Genomic DNA, 16,409 nt, shown 5'->3' with positions numbered 1-16,409 from the left:
CCCGCATTGTACCCTCATTTTAACATAATCCCTTCAGATTCCCGCAATATCCCGCAAAAAAAGAAAAAGAGCAGCATCGGCATTGGCGTTCTCCGGCTGCTTCTTTCTCCAACCCTATATTACTCGCTCTGGAACCCGGGTTTGATCACCTTCAGACCCTCCGCTGCCGGCTTCGTCTGCTTCATTCTGGCCTTGATTTCCTTGAAGCCGACGAATCCCTTGTTCTCTTCATCCCATAAGCGGAAATGCAGCGCCTTCAGACTGGTTCCGATGGTAATGGTCGTGGCATGCTGCAGCGGTTCAGAGGCATTATGTGCCAGCTCCAGATTATAGTTCGGCACCTTCGGGCTCAAATGATGGACATGGTGAAAGCCGATATTGCCCGTAATCCATTGCAGCAGCTTGGGCAGCTTGTAATACGAGCTTCCTTCTACTGCCGCAGAAACATAACTCCATTCCTCTTCATGCTCGAAATAGGAATCCTCGAACTGATGCTGCACATAGAACAGCCAGATGCCGAGGCAGCCTGATACAAATACGACCGGCAGCTGCACCAGCAGAAAAGCCTGCCAGCCCATCGCCCAGATCAGCGTACTGTAGAGTAACGCAATGGACACATTCGTCAAGTACGTATTCATCCGTTCCTTGCGTCTTGCGCCTCTGGCATTAAAGCGGTATTGAATCAGGAAGACGGCGATCGGGCCGACTCCGAACATAATCAGCGGGTTGCGGTAGATGCGGTAGTACAGCCGTTTCAATGGCTTGGCAGCTAAATATTCCTCTACAGTCATAATCCAGATATCGCCGATCCCCCGCTTGTCGAGGTTGCTGCTCCCGGCATGATGGATGGAATGGCTGTGCTTCCACTGGCGGTATGGGACAAGCGTCAAGACACCCGTGATGGTGCCGATGATATCATTGGCTTTGCGGTTGTTGAAGAACGAGCCATGGCAGCAGTCATGGAAAATTATAAAGGTGCGGATCACAAACCCCGCAGCGGGGACCGCGAACAGAAGCGTAAGCCCGTAGGATACCTGCAGGCTGAAATAAGCAGCCATCCATAGAAGTACAAGCGGAACAAGTGTATTGATTAATTGTCTGATGCTTGCACGCTGGTTTGTTTTTTCAAAGGGTGCCATGCTTTTTTTCAGGCTGGAGAGCTGGGATGTCTGGCGGGTAGTCATCTTCTTCATTTCCTCCTCGGATGTGTCCCGTAACGGATACATTCATCTGTCTTTAGTATAGAGAAGGAAATGTCATCCCAGTAAGGCATAAACATCAACGATGCAGTATGACATATATCATACTTACGCCAGGGATGAGGGCTGAGGGGTCTGCTTGTTCCTGTTTCTGAGAAGCGGCAGCAGAACCAGCATGGCGATCAGAAACAGCACACCGCTTCCGGCAAATACGCCGAACAGCGAAAAGGCTTCTTTCAGATACCCGGCAAAGGTCATGCCAATGACCATGAACCCCATAAACATCGGCCCCATAATGCCGCCTACCCGGCCCATATAGGCTGTCTCGGTATTTTGCAGGATCAGGGTATTGATGCCAATGTGTATGCATGGGTAAAAAAAGCCCGCCAGCGTCTGAAGCGTGATCGTCAGCGCCGTATCATGCGACCAGCCCACCCCGATGGTCCCGGCTGCACTGGCGAGCAGGCCTGCGGCCAGCAGCATTTGCGGCTTCACCTTCCGGCCAATCCCCATGATCAAAGCACCGCCAAGCAGCATCGCTGCTCCGTTCGCCATCATGACCCACTGCAGAAAACTTTTGTCCTTCCCCAGATTCTCAATAATCACGAAAATTCCAAGCGGCTGAACCAATCCGGCCGCCAGGCCCGCGAATGCAAAGGCTGCACCCAGATTCTTCAAAACTTTGCTTGTGCGCACATAACTCAAACCGGCTTTTACTTCTGCATAGATACCCGTCTGCTTATGTCCGGCTGTCTCTGCATTGTCCTTAGGCAGCAGGCTGAGAATAAGCGCCGAGCCGGCAAACATTCCAGCCATGATGATCAGCGAAACCTCAATCCCGTAATGCTGATAGATGAACGCACCCAGCACAGGTCCAATAACCATAAAGAACGCAGTAAGCGACTGGAACATCGCCATCACACCTTGCAGCTGTGATTCCGGCACATGCTGCTTGAACAGCTTCATGGCCGAAGGCTGGGAAAACTGCGACAGCACGGCAGAGACAAAGGTTGCCAGCAGCAGCGCTTTCCATGAGCCGCCCATAACGACCAGCAGCACAACCAATACAGATAACGCTGAGAGCGCATCACTCCAAATCATCGTTTTTTTCGGACGCCAGCGGTCAGCAAAGGTTCCCCCTACAATGGCAAACAAAAAAATTGGCGCAAATTCTACGACCGAGATCAGCGACACATAAAAAGGGTCGTTATTTGTGATTTCCGTTACATACAGCAGAATGGCAAAGTTGCGCACCCACACTCCCAGCTGCAGCAAAACCCTGGACATCACAACCGTCCGCACATACTTGTTCCTAAACACTTCAATCCCTCCAAAAGTAAACAAATTATCACTACGTTTATTAATATATAGACTTTTTATTATTATGTCTATATATAATTAGATAATTATCAAATTCGTTTATTTTTTGAACACAAAAAATCCTCTATCCCGAGTCCACCCGGCCCAGAGGCCAAGCGCTCAAGATAAAGGATTATTGTGATAGTCTGTAGTAAAAATCCCCACATACTGTTATTTGTTAAATTTGGCTTTTGTTTACTGATTATGGCAGTGATGAAATGATAGAATTATAACTTATAGTTGACACGTTTCACATGAGTACAAAACGGTAGCTGATAGAATCGGCGTTTCCAAACAGCTATGATCTGAGTATGGGCGGTTTTTGAATGACTCTCCCTCTAGCCACCAATTTACTCTCATATATTTCAATTTGGCTTCCTGTATAAAGCACTTGGTGGGGAGCGTCCATAATTGCTAAATATATCCTATTACAACAAAGAACGTATCCAGAATAAACTTGGCTCTCCGGTTGAGCAACCACCGAATAATTTTGCTCTTATCTTACTGTCTACTTGACGAGGCATAACCAGTTACACTCGCATGTGGTCACTCTCTTTACTCGTTTTCAAAGGTGTAGTCTTCAATGATTCCCTGTCCTAATATTTTTGAAGCGAGCTGAAGAGTGATATTACCACCAACTTTAACGAGGTCTCTGATGTACTCAAACGAGTCTTCATCGACTGTTGGAAGTTCAAGCGATATCGAATATTGAGTACCTCTTACTAATTCTTCTACGTCAGCACTTGAAATAATCGTCCCCGAAAATAATAAGTTGTTTCCAAAGTTAATTCCCGGTCTAAGAATATTTTTGGTACTCAGGTTGTGTGTGAGAAAGATTATCCGAACTAAAAGTCACATTTGCATTTAGTTTAAGCATATTATTCTCCTAAAATCAGTATTTGTGATTAATTGCCTGTATAATTTTATTGAAGTCCTCTAAATGTTCAAGATGAATTGTAAGTGTCTCATTCTTAAAAATAAAAGGGTCGACGTGTGTAATCAGCAATTCTATCAAGTTCTGTCTTTGAAACTTTAACTTCTACTATTGCTGCAATGTCTTTGTATTTTTCAGGAAATTTAAGTGTATCATCAAAGTTTAATCCAAACTGCTTCCCATCAAACCCCATAGGACTCACCTTAAATGAACCACTTTCCATTATTTGATAGAACTCATCTGCACCAACAGCCCTGTATAGGTTAATAAAAATGATCTGATTCTTTTAGAATTTGTTTGGCTATATAGTTTGAACTAAAGAAACGACTGACTAGAACCTGACACAGAGTCGGTCGATGATGGTCAAAGGCACTTTCATAATCTCCTCCATGAATTGCTGTACGTTGGTTCGAATTTCAGTGACCGTGTGGTAGAAGACGTTGTTAATCACGTCCGATTTAAGCCATTTCCACAAGCCTTCGACTGCATTGAATTGAGGGCTATAGGGAGGTAGGAACACCAGCTCAAGTCGTTCTTTCATCTCCGTCAGGAACGGGGTTAGTAGCTCCGCATGGTGGATTCGCGCATTGTCCAAGACCATCACGATTTTACCTGTTGGGTATTCATCGATGACTTTTTTCAAAAAACTCAAAAAGGTTTCTGCGGTATACTGTTCATCTTCCTGCCATACGATTTTGCCTGTTCCATAATCAACGGTTGCCAGCAGTTTGACGCCGCGATGTTTACCTGTGGTTGGAATGATCCGTTGCTTACCGCGGAGAAACCACGTTTTCTGAATGGCTTGATAATCTCGAATCATGGATTCATCTTCGAATAGCAAATGGTGAATTTCGTCCTTCATATATCTTTTTTTAAGTTGGGAAACGTGGTTTCTGTAAAAAATCTTTGTTTTTCTTCGTCCGCTGCGGCCAAGGTATACGTTGGCTTGGTGTAGCTTAGCCCCTGTCGCTGCATCATTTTGGAGATACCCCGAAGCGAATACGTGACTCCAAATTCCCGTTTGATCAAGGCTGCAATGATCTCCAGTGTCCAGTTGTGCCGCGCCGTAAAGCCAACATCATGCGGAACCGAACCCACAATGGTCTGTTTCAGCTTTTCTTGTTGTTCTTTGGTTAATCGAACAGGCGCTCCTGGAGAATGATTCATTTGAAGGCCTGAAAGCCCTCCGGTTTCATACGCCCCAATGTAACCTTTTACGGTTTTTGCACTTCGATCGATGGTATGGGCAATTTCCTCAATTTCTGTTCCTTGTAGATACAAATACAGGGTCTGGTATCGTTCGTACATCCGACGTTTTTTGGCTTGCTTCATCGCGGTTTGGATCTCTTGAAAGGATGCTGTATGGTCCATTACATTCCCCTGCCTGTCTGAAGTCGTTGTCTATATTACTTCGACATGTTGCAACGAAATCCTTACCATAGTTTTCTAATCTTTAGTTCAACTTATATAGCTGTTTTTCTGTAATCTTTGAATGCCTGCTTTTCTGCCCCTTTCATTGCTACTTTTGCAAGCTGCCCTCGCCGGGGACAAAGTTTAAAGCAAGCATTTTTGCAGCCATATCTTTCTCTTGTTGGGATGAGTCGGAATCAAGTATAGTATTAAGGTCATCCCAAATTAAGAAATTATAGGTTGCTTTAGCCCCATTAACGACTGCTTTCTTCGTTGCCTTCCATGCACTTCTAATCCATGAGTTACCTGACGGATCCCATCGAATTAACGGATTGTTACCCACATACGTATACAAATTCAAACTCAGCGGATTATCAATCTGCCTCTCAACCGTATCCTCATTTAAAAACCGCCCCATACTCGGATCATAATACCGTGCCCGCAGGTAGTAGAGTCCGGTTTCTGGATCATATACTTCTCCTGTGTACTTGAAGGAATTGGAGGTTCCCTCCACCTGGCTGGTGATGTTCCCCCACTCATCGTAGGTGTAATTGTTGATTACCGCCCCGCTAGTATCCACGATCTGTACGACGTCACCGTGCCCATTGTACAGTTAATGGTATCCCTTGGAATTCCTCTTGTTTTTCTTCTCCAGCACCCGGTCCCTACGCACAAAGTTCGCTTGTTCCACGAACACGCCGCTACGATCTAATCTGAGATTACTTCACTATTCAGATTGGGTATTTCTATTATAGTCTTTCATGTGTCTACACTTAAATCGAAGAATACGCTGTCGCGAGACCATGATAGATGAGTCTGTTGTAAGAATGAGTTTAGTTTATTCGGCACTGGATGAGAGCTTTAAATGGTACACAAAGAAACCACATGGAGTCGTCGCTCACATGTGGTCAATGTAAATTTATTAATAAATAAGTTATTTCTAAACATAAAGCTAATTCATTATAACCATTATAACGCTTTTTTAACCAGTTAGGCATGGAGGCCTTGTTAGTAACTCAACTCCTGTTCTCTTTTTCCGTTTTCCCATTTTAACCTTAATTAAACAATTACTTGAGTCCTTTGAATCTGAAAAAACTATTTATTTGTCTATATTAAAATATTCATTAAGGTTCTTATCATCAACAGGCTTCACACTTTCAAAATATTTCTGTTCATATAACTTTCTAACAACAAATTCGATTTCCTCTTTACTTACTTCCTTTCCTAAAATTAAATTAGGCTCCACTGAATAATACCCATACGTCTCCAATTCTAATTCAAAATCCTGTTGAAGCCGTACTATATCATAGACCTTTATGTTAAATAATTTATTCAATACCTCAACATAGACATCATTTCTGTACCCCTTGCTATTTCCCTCAAATTCCGCAAGTTCCGTATCATCTAAAAAAAACACTTTGATGTTATCCATATTAATTTTCTCCTGTTCTAATTTGTTGGCGATACTACTATCTGATTTAATAACTTTTGATATTGGTCAACAGTCATATTGTAGGAAGGGATTATTTCGTAATGTTCGGCTCGTTTTCCACGTTGAATGCTTGCCCGACAAATGAACTTACGTCCAAGTACCATCAATCATCTCTGTTCCGATTCAGTAGACAGAGTCTATATCCGAACGCTGGAAGCGATATGTGATGCCCTAGACATCTCCATCCATGAACTGATTGTTGAAGATTCTGATGCATAAGGTGTCTAAATGCAAGTCGGGTCGGGCGCTGGATGTGCTACGCCCTTTTCCTCAACAAGAATCATTACTTTTGATATAAACCACCCCGGGTGTTTTCCTATCGTAATGGTGAACATTTCCCGGAAGGAAGGGGTTGAAATCTCTTTATTTTCAAGTAAAATAGAGACTATGTTATTTTTATTTCATCCAGCATGTTGGACTTTTTATCGTTATCGGCAAAATAACGTGTCCATCGGTGAGGATGTGTCTTCTAGCTATTTATAGCCAGACGATCTAGGCAGTCCCCTTGGGGGATTGCTATTTTTTTTGCCAAGTTTTTGCGATTGGCATACGTAGATGATGTATAAAGCTGCCTTAATACGGATTCATCGAATATGCTTTGCAGTAGTTGGAAACCAAGAACAGTTTCGATCTTGGATATGCTCTCTCTGTTCTCCATTAGCCAAGACAATTCCAAGTCGCTGACTTCCTCTGGATACTCTATCTGTGCAAGTGTCTTCTCCATCGTATAGTCAAAGAATGGTTTTTGGAGTATTTCTACCGCTTTCCTCGTTGGCGAAAACTTTCTCAGATCATTGTCGCTAGGTCGGACTTCCAGTCGCAATACACCTTTGGAACGTTCAATAATCTCATTTGATTCTTCTTCCTTCCGGGTCTGCTTTTGCTTATCATAAAACATAATTCTGCTGCTATTGTTCCGATATTCAACGGTCTGATCTTGGTTATAAGCAATAGTGTTCTTGTAGGCAAGTTTCTGCCTGCTGAACATCCGTATATACTCACTGACCTTCTTGCCCACTTGAAAATTACAACAGACATCACATCTACTTAAAGTCCAGTCAGAATGTGGAATATGCACATCAAAGAGATGGAGTAGCCTTTCTTGCAATCGTTCAAAGAACAAGGGAATGTCTGCTTCTGTGAGCATAGTTACGTTGTCTCCGTATAGAACCTTCGGTATAGATACTTGTACTGTGAGTGTTTGGCTGTTCTCGATATACTTCATGAATGGTAGCTTTTCGTCGTATATCTTATAGCTTGTATTCAATGCACCTGTTTCTTTGCTTAAGAATGTAGTTGAATGTTCGTTGTATTGATTCAATATATCTGGATCAATAGGAATAGGTCTTGCTTTCAGTACGATAGTGTCAAACATTAGGAACCTTCTTTCATTTCTAGTAATCTAAAATATTAGATGTAATTGGAGATGTTATAAGAATGGGAACCCACGGCTGGAGTCCGGCTATTGTTCAACTCGTGTCTATCTTGTTCATCGTATTCACCACCTATTAAGGTTTAATTCCAGTTTCCTCGAACAGCTTGTCAAGCTTCTCAAAGAACTGTTTCTGCTCGTATTTTGCGTAATCTGGATGTACTCCCCATTCGTTATCTCGGTGAACGAGATAATATAAGACCAATTCCAATACTGTCTTTTTATTACGATTCTGTTCTCGGAATACCGTAACTACATCTTCAAGCCGTTTAAAATCCTCATTTTCTTCATCATTGACCAATATTTCCAACTGTTCAATCAACCGTTCCTTTTTTTGTTCTTCATGAATATACTCAATGAGCTGCCTATTATGCGAATAATGCTCTGTTGTTGTATATTCATATCCTTCATCATCAACGCCTGTCAGCTCGATTTCTTCATGTTCATCTGTTCTGGTTAAGTAAATCATTAGAATTTCTGACTTTTCGGATGGAAGCAACTCCTTCTGGAACAATACCTGATCTTCGATTCCAAACAACTCGGATAACTGCTTCAGACGTGGTTTGGGAATCTTCCGTCTTTCTTTGATCCAATCCTGAAATGTTTGCTTGGATACCCCGATTGCTTCTGCTACTGTTTTGTACTCCATGTGAAACGTGTCAGCTATAAATTGTAATCCAATCATCCCAATCACCGCCATACCTAGTATGTCTTACGAGATTGATTATATGATGCCATACCAAGAATGTCGACCACTTTTTCAAAAAGAAAAAGCCACATGAAGTCTTTGACTCACACGTGGCTAATTTGAATAAATGAATTGTTTCCATTTATAATCTAATCTTTAGAATGCTTTTTTAACCAATTAGGCATGAAAGCCTCACTAGTAGGAATTCCTTTGTAATATTCATGATATTCATCACTTTCCCATAACTTCTCAATTTCATCAGTCTGGGTTGATGGAAGTAATTGATTATTATTACGTTCAAAAATGTATCCGTTCTTGCATTCATTACACTTTACCGCAAACTTATTTGATGAAAATGTTGAATAAATGGAAAGTTCATGTCCACAGTTAGGACAGTAAACGCCATAACGACGCTCAATAAGTCTTTTTAAATTCATATTTAGTCACCTACACCAAATAATTTTTTAATCATTTCTGCTTGTTCTGGTGTTGGTTGTGCCCAGCCTTTAGCTGAAGCATACCCCGAACCACGAACACTCCACTGTCCATCATAATAAGATAACCCAAATCCTAAGTCTCCCTTTGTAAGTCCCAACTGCTCGTGACTTAAAAAAGCACCATAATTCTCCGGTTGAACAAAAGCATCAATTTGACCATTCGCTCTTAGAATACCAATTATTGGTCTTTTACTACTAACGGCACTACTTGCCAAACCCTCCAGCTTAGGGACAGCTTTAATAATATTAGCAGCACCCATCGAAGCTACTAAACTTGGCGCTTTTAGAATTAATTTAGTTACTCCTGCAGCAGTCCCCATAGCGCCTTGCAAATTAAAAAGCGCTTCTGCATACTTCCTACCGTAAGCATATGACTCATTTTTTGTTGGATTACCGTTAAAAATATGATCAGCATGGTCAATCAAATAATTAAAGGGGTCTATGAATGCACTGCCAAAAGCGTTCCCTAAATCCCCTAAACTTATATCACCATTATACAACCCCTTACCTACTCCATAAATGGATTTATATGTCTGAGACTTAAATAACGCAGATGCTGTACTTCCAGCAATATTTAAAAAACCATCTTGTGAACCTCTACTGATGTACCAGTACGTTTTAAAAGACATATGTCCCGTCGGATCAACATATATCAGCGGATTATTTTCTACATACGTATATAAATTCAAACTCAGCGGATTATCAATGTGCCCTTCAACCGTATCCTCATTTAAAAACCGCCCCATGCTCGGATCATAATACCGCGCACGCAGATAGTAAAGCCCGGTTTCTGGATCGTATACTTCTCCTGTGTACTTGAAGGAATTGGAGGTTCCCTCCACCTGGCTGGTGATGTTCCCCCACTCATCGTAGGTGTAGTTGTTAATTACCGCCCCGCTGGTATCCACGATCTGCACGACGTCACCGTGCCCATTGTACAGGTAATAGTAATCCGTGACGCTGTTGTTCTTTTTGTCCTTCTTCACCAGTACCCGGTCCCCACGCACAAAGTTCGCTTGTTCCACGAACACACCGCTGACGATCTTCTCTTGCGAGATCACTTCACCATTGAGGTTATAGTTCACCTGGGTCTGGGTATTACCATTTGTCTTCATGGAACGCAGGCCATCGGCATAATACTTGAAGCTGGTTGTACTTCCTCCTTTGTTGATGGAGGTTAAGGTGTTCTGTAAATCATAGGTGTAACTCGTATCCAACGTGTCCAGATTGACGTTGCCCGTATCCGATAACGTCTGCCGGTTGCCCCGCACGTCATAGGTGTACGTCGTTTTCGCGCCATCCGGCCGGGTAATGGACAACAGGCGGTTCAGCGCGTCATAGGTATAACTTGTCGTTTGCGCGGTGCTGCTGCCTTTGCGCACCTCGCTTACGGAGACGCGATTCCCGTTATTGTCGTAACCGTAGCTGTATCCCGAAAGCACGTCACTCCCTTTGGTGTTCCAAATGCTCTCGGTCCAGCCCAGCGCTTTGTTGTACGTATATTCCGTCTTCAGTATGCTGCCATCTGTAAGCGTCGGGTACGTAATCGACTTCACCAAATCGTTCGCGAAGTAGCTGTACTGCACATTGGCCGAAGCTGCACCTGTGACCGTGGAACTCCCGTTGGTTTGTACTTTATCCAGCCGCTGCTTGTTATATAGATAATTCGTGTAAAAGCCCATGTAGTTGTCATTGATCTGTGTCATCCGCCCCAGTACGTCTCTCTGATTACCGATGTACGCCGAGTGGTTGCCCGCAACGGAGGAAGTCGAACGCACTTGGCCCAAGCTATCCATCACTTGCGTTTGGGTAGCTGTTACCACGTTATTCGTAAGGGTTTGAATCACCTGGTTTCGCGGATGATCCTTGCCGAAAATCACATTCGTTTCCTGCGTTTGCGCTACATTGTTGATCATCCCGCTGATCGTGCTCTTTTTCAGTTGGCCGCTTTCGTCATACGTATATCCAAACGTGCTGCCATTGCGGTCTGTTTTTGCTGCCAATTGGCCTGCGCTGTTGTAGGTATAGCTTTCATTTTGTGAAGCCCCGTCCTGTTTCACTTTAAGCAGGCCCAGTTCGTTATACGTCTTGGTATTCAGGGTTTGCGGCGAGCCGTTTTTAGCCTGTATCGTTACTTTGGATACCTGACCACTGCCGTCATAGCTGTAGTTGGTGGTCTGGTTCAGCGCATCTTTTACGGCGGATAAACGGCCTAAGGCATCATAGGCATAGGTGGTCGTAACCCCGTCTTCGTTCACATTATGATTAGGATCGGTGTAACCTGTGATGTTTCCCGCGATATCATATCGATAGGATTCGGTAATCTGTTGTTGATTCGTTGGCCAATCCTTATAGGTGGAGGCCGAAATTTTATTCCCCCAGGCATCATAAGCCTGCTGGACATAGTTCAGCTTTTCGCCTGTGTTCTTATCCTGAATGTAGCTTGTATTGGTGCGCGCTTTGAATGAATAGTCGCTGACGACGAGATCTCCGTTGGCATTCGTGGCCCGGTTTTGTCTCCCCCACGCATCGTAGCTGACAGTCAATGTATTTCCAGCGGGGTCAATGGAATACACTGGACGCCCCATGTCGTCATAATGATATTGCTGGTATACCCATTTTCCCGCATTATCATCATAGTGCTCTTCCAACAGGACGAGTCCTAGTCCGTTATATAATACATCTGAATTTGTGATAACGGCATCGTGAGTGGACAAGTTAGTTACGGTTTTAATGGTATTCACTTTTAGAACAATTATTCCTGCATTCACAGCATCAAAGTTCACGGAGGTCTGACGATAATAATTATAATCGATCACTTCACTATATCTTTCTCCGTTGGCATTGGTTCGGACTGGATGCGTTTCTTTTTTCAGACGGCCCCCAGCATCGTATTCATAGGTAACCGATTGGTTGTTCCCATCCGTTTTGCGGATAATTTGACCATTTCCTTTATCGTAGGCGATCAAGGTTTTGACGACTTTTTCCTCTGCAGTACCAACATTGAACCACTGTTGTTGTTCCGTTGGATAAGCGTAGTCATTTTCACTGCCATACCGAACCACAGACTTAGCGGCAAGTCGATTATCTGCCCAGGTTTCGGCGGTTGCTCGTTCAATCTTGCCTAATCCATCAAAGTAGCCGTAGGTATACGATGTCTGCTCGTTTCTGGCATTTGTACTTGTCGCAATACGCCCCTCTGCTGTGTACGTATAACGCTCCGTCAGAGGACTTTGATCGGTTTCATTTTGATACCATGCTTTGGATTCCAGCATCAAATAATGGGGTTCATAAGTCAGAATCGTCGTATAACGTTGCTTTAGAGCAGGATTATTATATTGTGCACTGGTCAGTGGCTTGGTCTGACTCTGTACTAACCCCCACTCATTAAACACCGTTTCAGTATACATATGGTTGGCGGTGGCATCACTGTCACCAACTCCATACTCTGTAGTCCTTGTCCGGGTTGGAGAATAGAGAAAGGTCTCATGAAAAGCTTCATTTGTCACCACTTGCCGTTCTCCATTGGATGCTTGAATGTCGGTGGAAAGTAACCGGCCCTTGCCATCAAAAGTATACTTTGTTCGTTGTCCGTTACTGCTCGTATTACTTTGAAGCGTAGCTGTGGAACCGTAACGATAGCTTTCGGGCAACCACTCCGGGTAATCCGGGAGATTCTCTCCTGTGTAGTTCCCAATATATTCATAATTAACTGAATGATAAGCCATACTACCTGTATGGTCACTTCTTGAATTCACTTGAAATTCCTCAACGGTTTCATAAGACCCAATATGCCGGATAACCTCTTGATAAGTATAGTTGGTTGTTGAGCTTGGATAGGTGATTTTTGTTAATAAAGCGTGAAAATTATAATTTTGTTCGCCATAGTAATAGGAATGTGGATTATACTTGGCACGTTTGTAATCATAATTGAAGTATGTTTTTTCTCCAACCTGATTCGTAATGGAGTCCAACAGCGGAATGTATTTTTGGATTTCATTTACAGTGGTCATGACTCTGCCTGCAGTTAAGGTTACTTTCTGAACCTCGCGGGTTCCCTCATACACACGGATGTAAACATGGTTTCCAGAAAAAGCGCCTGTGGTTTCGATATTATTCTCGTAGCTGATCTTCACTTCTCTTCCTATAGAGTCTGTTATGGACGACAACAGATACATCGTTTGTTTAGAAACATTATCTCTGACAAAAAGTTCACGGGTTTCATATTTAAAGGTTATGGTATTACCGAAGCGGTCAACAATGCCAAGCAATAATCCATTATATCCAAAGTACTCCCGCTTTTTATCCGCATATTCCATATAGTAATCTGAACTGTATTCACCATTACTAAAGATATGCTGCCGATCGAACATAAACCGCTTGTCTTTGCCGTTGTATTTCACAATATGTGTATACGAGGTTAACGGATCTGACCAATATTCGGATACTCTATAACTGCTTCCCTTTCCATCGTTATAATACAAGTACTCTCCAGAACCTTGAACCGATGGAAATTGAAAATCCCAACCGGATCCTAATATAGAATAACTCCCTATCGTATAATTACCTACTGCACTATCATACCTTAATCTAAACGGAGTCGAATTGTTTGAGTTGTACTTCAGTCCAACATCCAGATCCAGACCATCGCGCCCGGGTAGATTGATCAGATTTTTTTTAAACAGTAAGGTACCTGAAGCCGGATCGACGGATTCACTGGAGCCACTACGATCTTCAAATTGAGGTTTTTTGGTTTGATTGATTTGTGCTTCTCTGATCAAACCATCAAATGCACTGTCAACAGCTAGATCAAAAGCGGTGGTTGTAGCCGCAGTGATCCCCAAATCATTCAAAACATTTGAATCTTTGACATACACTTGGGAGGTCACGCTTGGACGTTGCTGAAGGTGGAGAATATCCTCTGTAACTGTATATACGGAATCTTGGACGGATGGCTCTTCTAAATTTAAGGAAGTTTCTCCGTTCAACTCTGACTGAATTTGTTCCCAGGTTATATTTCCTTTTTGCTTCCACTTTAATAGCTCCAGCGGTGCCCATTTAGAAGGGGTTAGCCTCAGCAAATTAATCCAATATACATCTAACCTTGATGCTCCGGCTAGCACCAAGCTATCGATTTCCGACTGGCTTAAATCTTGTGATGGTTTCGTTTCCGCGGTTAGCGAACGTTGTAATGCGGCTGAGTTCAGAAATTTCTGCTTCTCAAGGGTTTTCGCTTTGATAGACAATATGGCGGAAGGTTCTTTGGAGGGCTGATACACTTCCTCTTGTACTGTGAATACATCATCAATAGGGGGGCGCTCTGCCTTTGAGGATGTTTGTTTCAGCGTATTTGTATTGTCAGCAGATGGCTGAGGGAAAGTTTCCATTTCTAAGTTTGGGGGAGCAGACACCATCGGGTTCATTTCACTGCTCTGCTCTCCTCTCTTCGCGCTAAGTGGAATACCCGGTATTGCCAGAATAAAACACATCAGGCATAGTACTATTTTTTTTAATAATTTCTTCTTATTCATTAGTAAATCCCCCAAAAAGTTATAATTTTGTTCTAGCGAGAAGGCGCTCCCTCTTTAAGGTACAACTTGTAACTTGCTTTGAAGTTTACGCATCAACAGAGCTTATAGGATAGTTATCTATCAGAAGCAAGATGACTAAAATTACTATAAGAATTGGGTTGCTTTTATTGAATTTCAATGAATTCACTCCCACTATTATTTTCTATTTCCTATGGCCATAGCATGGATATCCACACCTTCCTCTAGGCTTTTAGGAACTAAGCACAAACATAAAATCCAAGAAATTGGTAATGTCCATCTTTATCATTGTTGCAAAAACTACATTCATTTCTCAAGGAGTATATGATTTCTTTAGGTTCCCGTTATTATCATATTCAAATTTACGAACTATAACGTTATTCGAATTTTTAATATATATTAATTGGTTATTACAATTATAGATATAATCGTACTCATTAATTTCTTTGCTTATATCTAATGAAGCTCTCCAATTAGGGATTTTAGGATTCATTATAAAGAGATAATACTGTTTGTTTGCAATAAGTTTAACTGATAGAGTACTGTAATTTTGATTTTCTGCAAATACCTCACCCATATCATCAACATCAGCAATCAAAATAATTGTATATAGAATTTCCTCCATTTCTTCTATATGTTCATCAAAATCCAACTTAAATGTATACGAACCTGAAATACTTGGAGTAAATGAATATTTATTCCACCCTTTCTCAAAAGAAATAGAATTACTGCCTAATTCTAATGGTTTATCAAACTCACTATGTGTAGAAAGCACAGGATTTATTTTATTAGCCACATTTAACTTCCTGAAATTTTTTCCACTTAACAATTCTGTTTCCTTAAATAATAAAGATTGTTGTTCAAGTAGGCTTGTTTTTCCAGACACTTCTGTAGAGTTGGATACTCCTATAAGCACACAAAGTGAGACAACGCTCACTGTTCTCTTAAAATTAGAATCAAATTTTCTATTCATTAAATGACCTCCAATCAAAATATTTTCAAAAAAGCGATAATTATGTAATCATTATTTTCATCTAAAAGTTATTATTTGCAATTCCCTCCTTTACTTGGAGTTCTTTTACTACATCCAATCTTATACTACAATCATCTTTTTTTCTTTAGAAGAAAATGTAGAACTAACATGAGTTATGTCGAAACTCTTAATTTATAAAAGATTAAAGAAATAAAATTGAAATCACATCTATCACTCTCCCAATTTCCTTGCAAGTTTTATTCACACTCGGAAATAATTCTGTCGACACCCATCTCTAAACATATTTTCAAATTAAGGTACCACCCCAAAATATGGGGTAATTCCACTCTGAAAGACGTTGCGAAATACGTAATTAACACTAGAAATCGACTTAAAAACTTCTTCCTAGTAAAGTTACGGTTTGGTTGTGGATTTTTATAAAACTAATTGAATTATATATCGTTTCTCTATATATAATTAGACAAATATCAAATTCGTTTATTTTTTGAACACCAAAAAAATCCTCTACCTTAGGTTCACCCGGCCCAGAGGCCCAGCGCTCAAGATAAAGGATTATTGTGATCCGCCGCAACGAACGAAGGGTTGGGAGATCACATTTCAGGTATACCCGTTTCCGGCTAGATTGATATTTTGATCGGGGGAGTCTGGCTATTATACGGACTGAGGAACACTTATTCTATTGAAAATCATTTTTTTCACAAATTAACGGACACCAGAGCCTTTATAGGCGGGTATTCAACCCATAAACGTCTGTCAGAGAGACAATAAGCGCTCCACGGTCCGTTAGGCAGCTAAAAGTAGCTCTTTCTTGAAAATAAAGGTTTTCCGGTCCGTAAGGAGCGGACTCCCCAAATG

12 protein-coding genes are annotated in these 16,409 nt (G+C 41.9%); 1 reads left to right on the top strand and 11 read right to left on the bottom strand.

Annotation, left to right across the window (positions count from 1 at the left end; genetic code table 11):
- Positions 1-119: 119 nt before the first annotated feature.
- The 6 genes from PRIO_RS14975 to PRIO_RS14950 all read right to left on the bottom strand — a co-directional run bounded on the left by PRIO_RS14975 (position 120) and on the right by PRIO_RS14950 (position 6,334).
- The gene (locus PRIO_RS14975) at positions 120-1,184 is read right to left on the bottom strand and encodes a Delta(5) desaturase DesA (RefSeq protein ID WP_020433994.1); all 1,065 of its coding nucleotides are present in this window, start codon (positions 1,182-1,184) and stop codon (positions 120-122) included.
- Positions 1,185-1,307: 123 nt separating this feature from the next.
- Entirely contained in the window at positions 1,308-2,519 is a 1,212-nt protein-coding gene (locus PRIO_RS14970) for an MFS transporter (RefSeq protein ID WP_046503221.1), read from the bottom strand.
- 1,010 nt (positions 2,520-3,529) lie between these two features.
- Positions 3,530-3,715, bottom strand: a complete 186-nt coding sequence (locus PRIO_RS35575; RefSeq protein WP_144412110.1) for a hypothetical protein — start codon at positions 3,713-3,715, stop codon at positions 3,530-3,532.
- 108 nt (positions 3,716-3,823) lie between these two features.
- Positions 3,824-4,863, bottom strand: a protein-coding gene (locus PRIO_RS34860; RefSeq protein ID WP_197545359.1) for an IS630 family transposase whose coding sequence is annotated in 2 segments (ribosomal slippage) — positions 3,824-4,357 and positions 4,360-4,863 — 1,038 coding nt in all. Because the reading frame shifts where the segments join, the coding sequence is not laid out codon by codon here.
- A gap of 148 nt (positions 4,864-5,011) precedes the next feature.
- Positions 5,012-5,482, bottom strand: coding sequence for an RHS repeat-associated core domain-containing protein (locus PRIO_RS14955; RefSeq protein WP_046503219.1), 471 nt, complete (start codon positions 5,480-5,482; stop codon positions 5,012-5,014).
- Between the two features lie 519 nt (positions 5,483-6,001).
- On the bottom strand, positions 6,002-6,334 hold the full coding sequence (locus PRIO_RS14950; protein ID WP_046503216.1) for a hypothetical protein: 333 nt from the start codon (positions 6,332-6,334) through the stop codon (positions 6,002-6,004).
- 126 nt (positions 6,335-6,460) lie between these two features.
- Between PRIO_RS14950 and PRIO_RS34855 the strand changes: the two genes are divergently transcribed.
- On the top strand, positions 6,461-6,613 hold the full coding sequence (locus tag PRIO_RS34855) for a helix-turn-helix domain-containing protein (RefSeq protein WP_082118101.1): 153 nt from the start codon (positions 6,461-6,463) through the stop codon (positions 6,611-6,613).
- Positions 6,614-6,863: 250 nt separating this feature from the next.
- On the opposite strand, the gene PRIO_RS14945 is transcribed toward PRIO_RS34855, so the two are convergent.
- From PRIO_RS14945 to PRIO_RS14930, 5 genes are all read right to left on the bottom strand, one after another.
- Positions 6,864-7,769, bottom strand: a complete 906-nt coding sequence (locus PRIO_RS14945; protein WP_046503213.1) for a hypothetical protein — start codon at positions 7,767-7,769, stop codon at positions 6,864-6,866.
- Between the two features lie 133 nt (positions 7,770-7,902).
- Entirely contained in the window at positions 7,903-8,511 is a 609-nt protein-coding gene (locus PRIO_RS33890; protein WP_052741459.1) for a helix-turn-helix domain-containing protein, read from the bottom strand.
- Positions 8,512-8,663: 152 nt separating this feature from the next.
- The gene (locus PRIO_RS35570) at positions 8,664-8,951 is read right to left on the bottom strand and encodes a hypothetical protein (RefSeq protein ID WP_111502944.1); all 288 of its coding nucleotides are present in this window, start codon (positions 8,949-8,951) and stop codon (positions 8,664-8,666) included.
- A 2-nt stretch (positions 8,952-8,953) separates the two neighbouring features.
- Positions 8,954-14,542, bottom strand: a complete 5,589-nt coding sequence (locus PRIO_RS14935) for an RHS repeat domain-containing protein (RefSeq protein ID WP_231869901.1) — start codon at positions 14,540-14,542, stop codon at positions 8,954-8,956.
- A 331-nt stretch (positions 14,543-14,873) separates the two neighbouring features.
- On the bottom strand, positions 14,874-15,533 hold the full coding sequence (locus tag PRIO_RS14930) for a hypothetical protein (protein ID WP_046503208.1): 660 nt from the start codon (positions 15,531-15,533) through the stop codon (positions 14,874-14,876).
- Between the last annotated feature and the right edge of the window lie 876 nt (positions 15,534-16,409).

Origin of the sequence: Paenibacillus riograndensis SBR5, assembly GCF_000981585.1 — a bacterium.
GTDB classification, from domain to species: Bacteria; Bacillota; Bacilli; order Paenibacillales; family Paenibacillaceae; genus Paenibacillus_AQ; species Paenibacillus_AQ riograndensis.
This window is presented reverse-complemented; position numbering and strand designations above follow the sequence as displayed.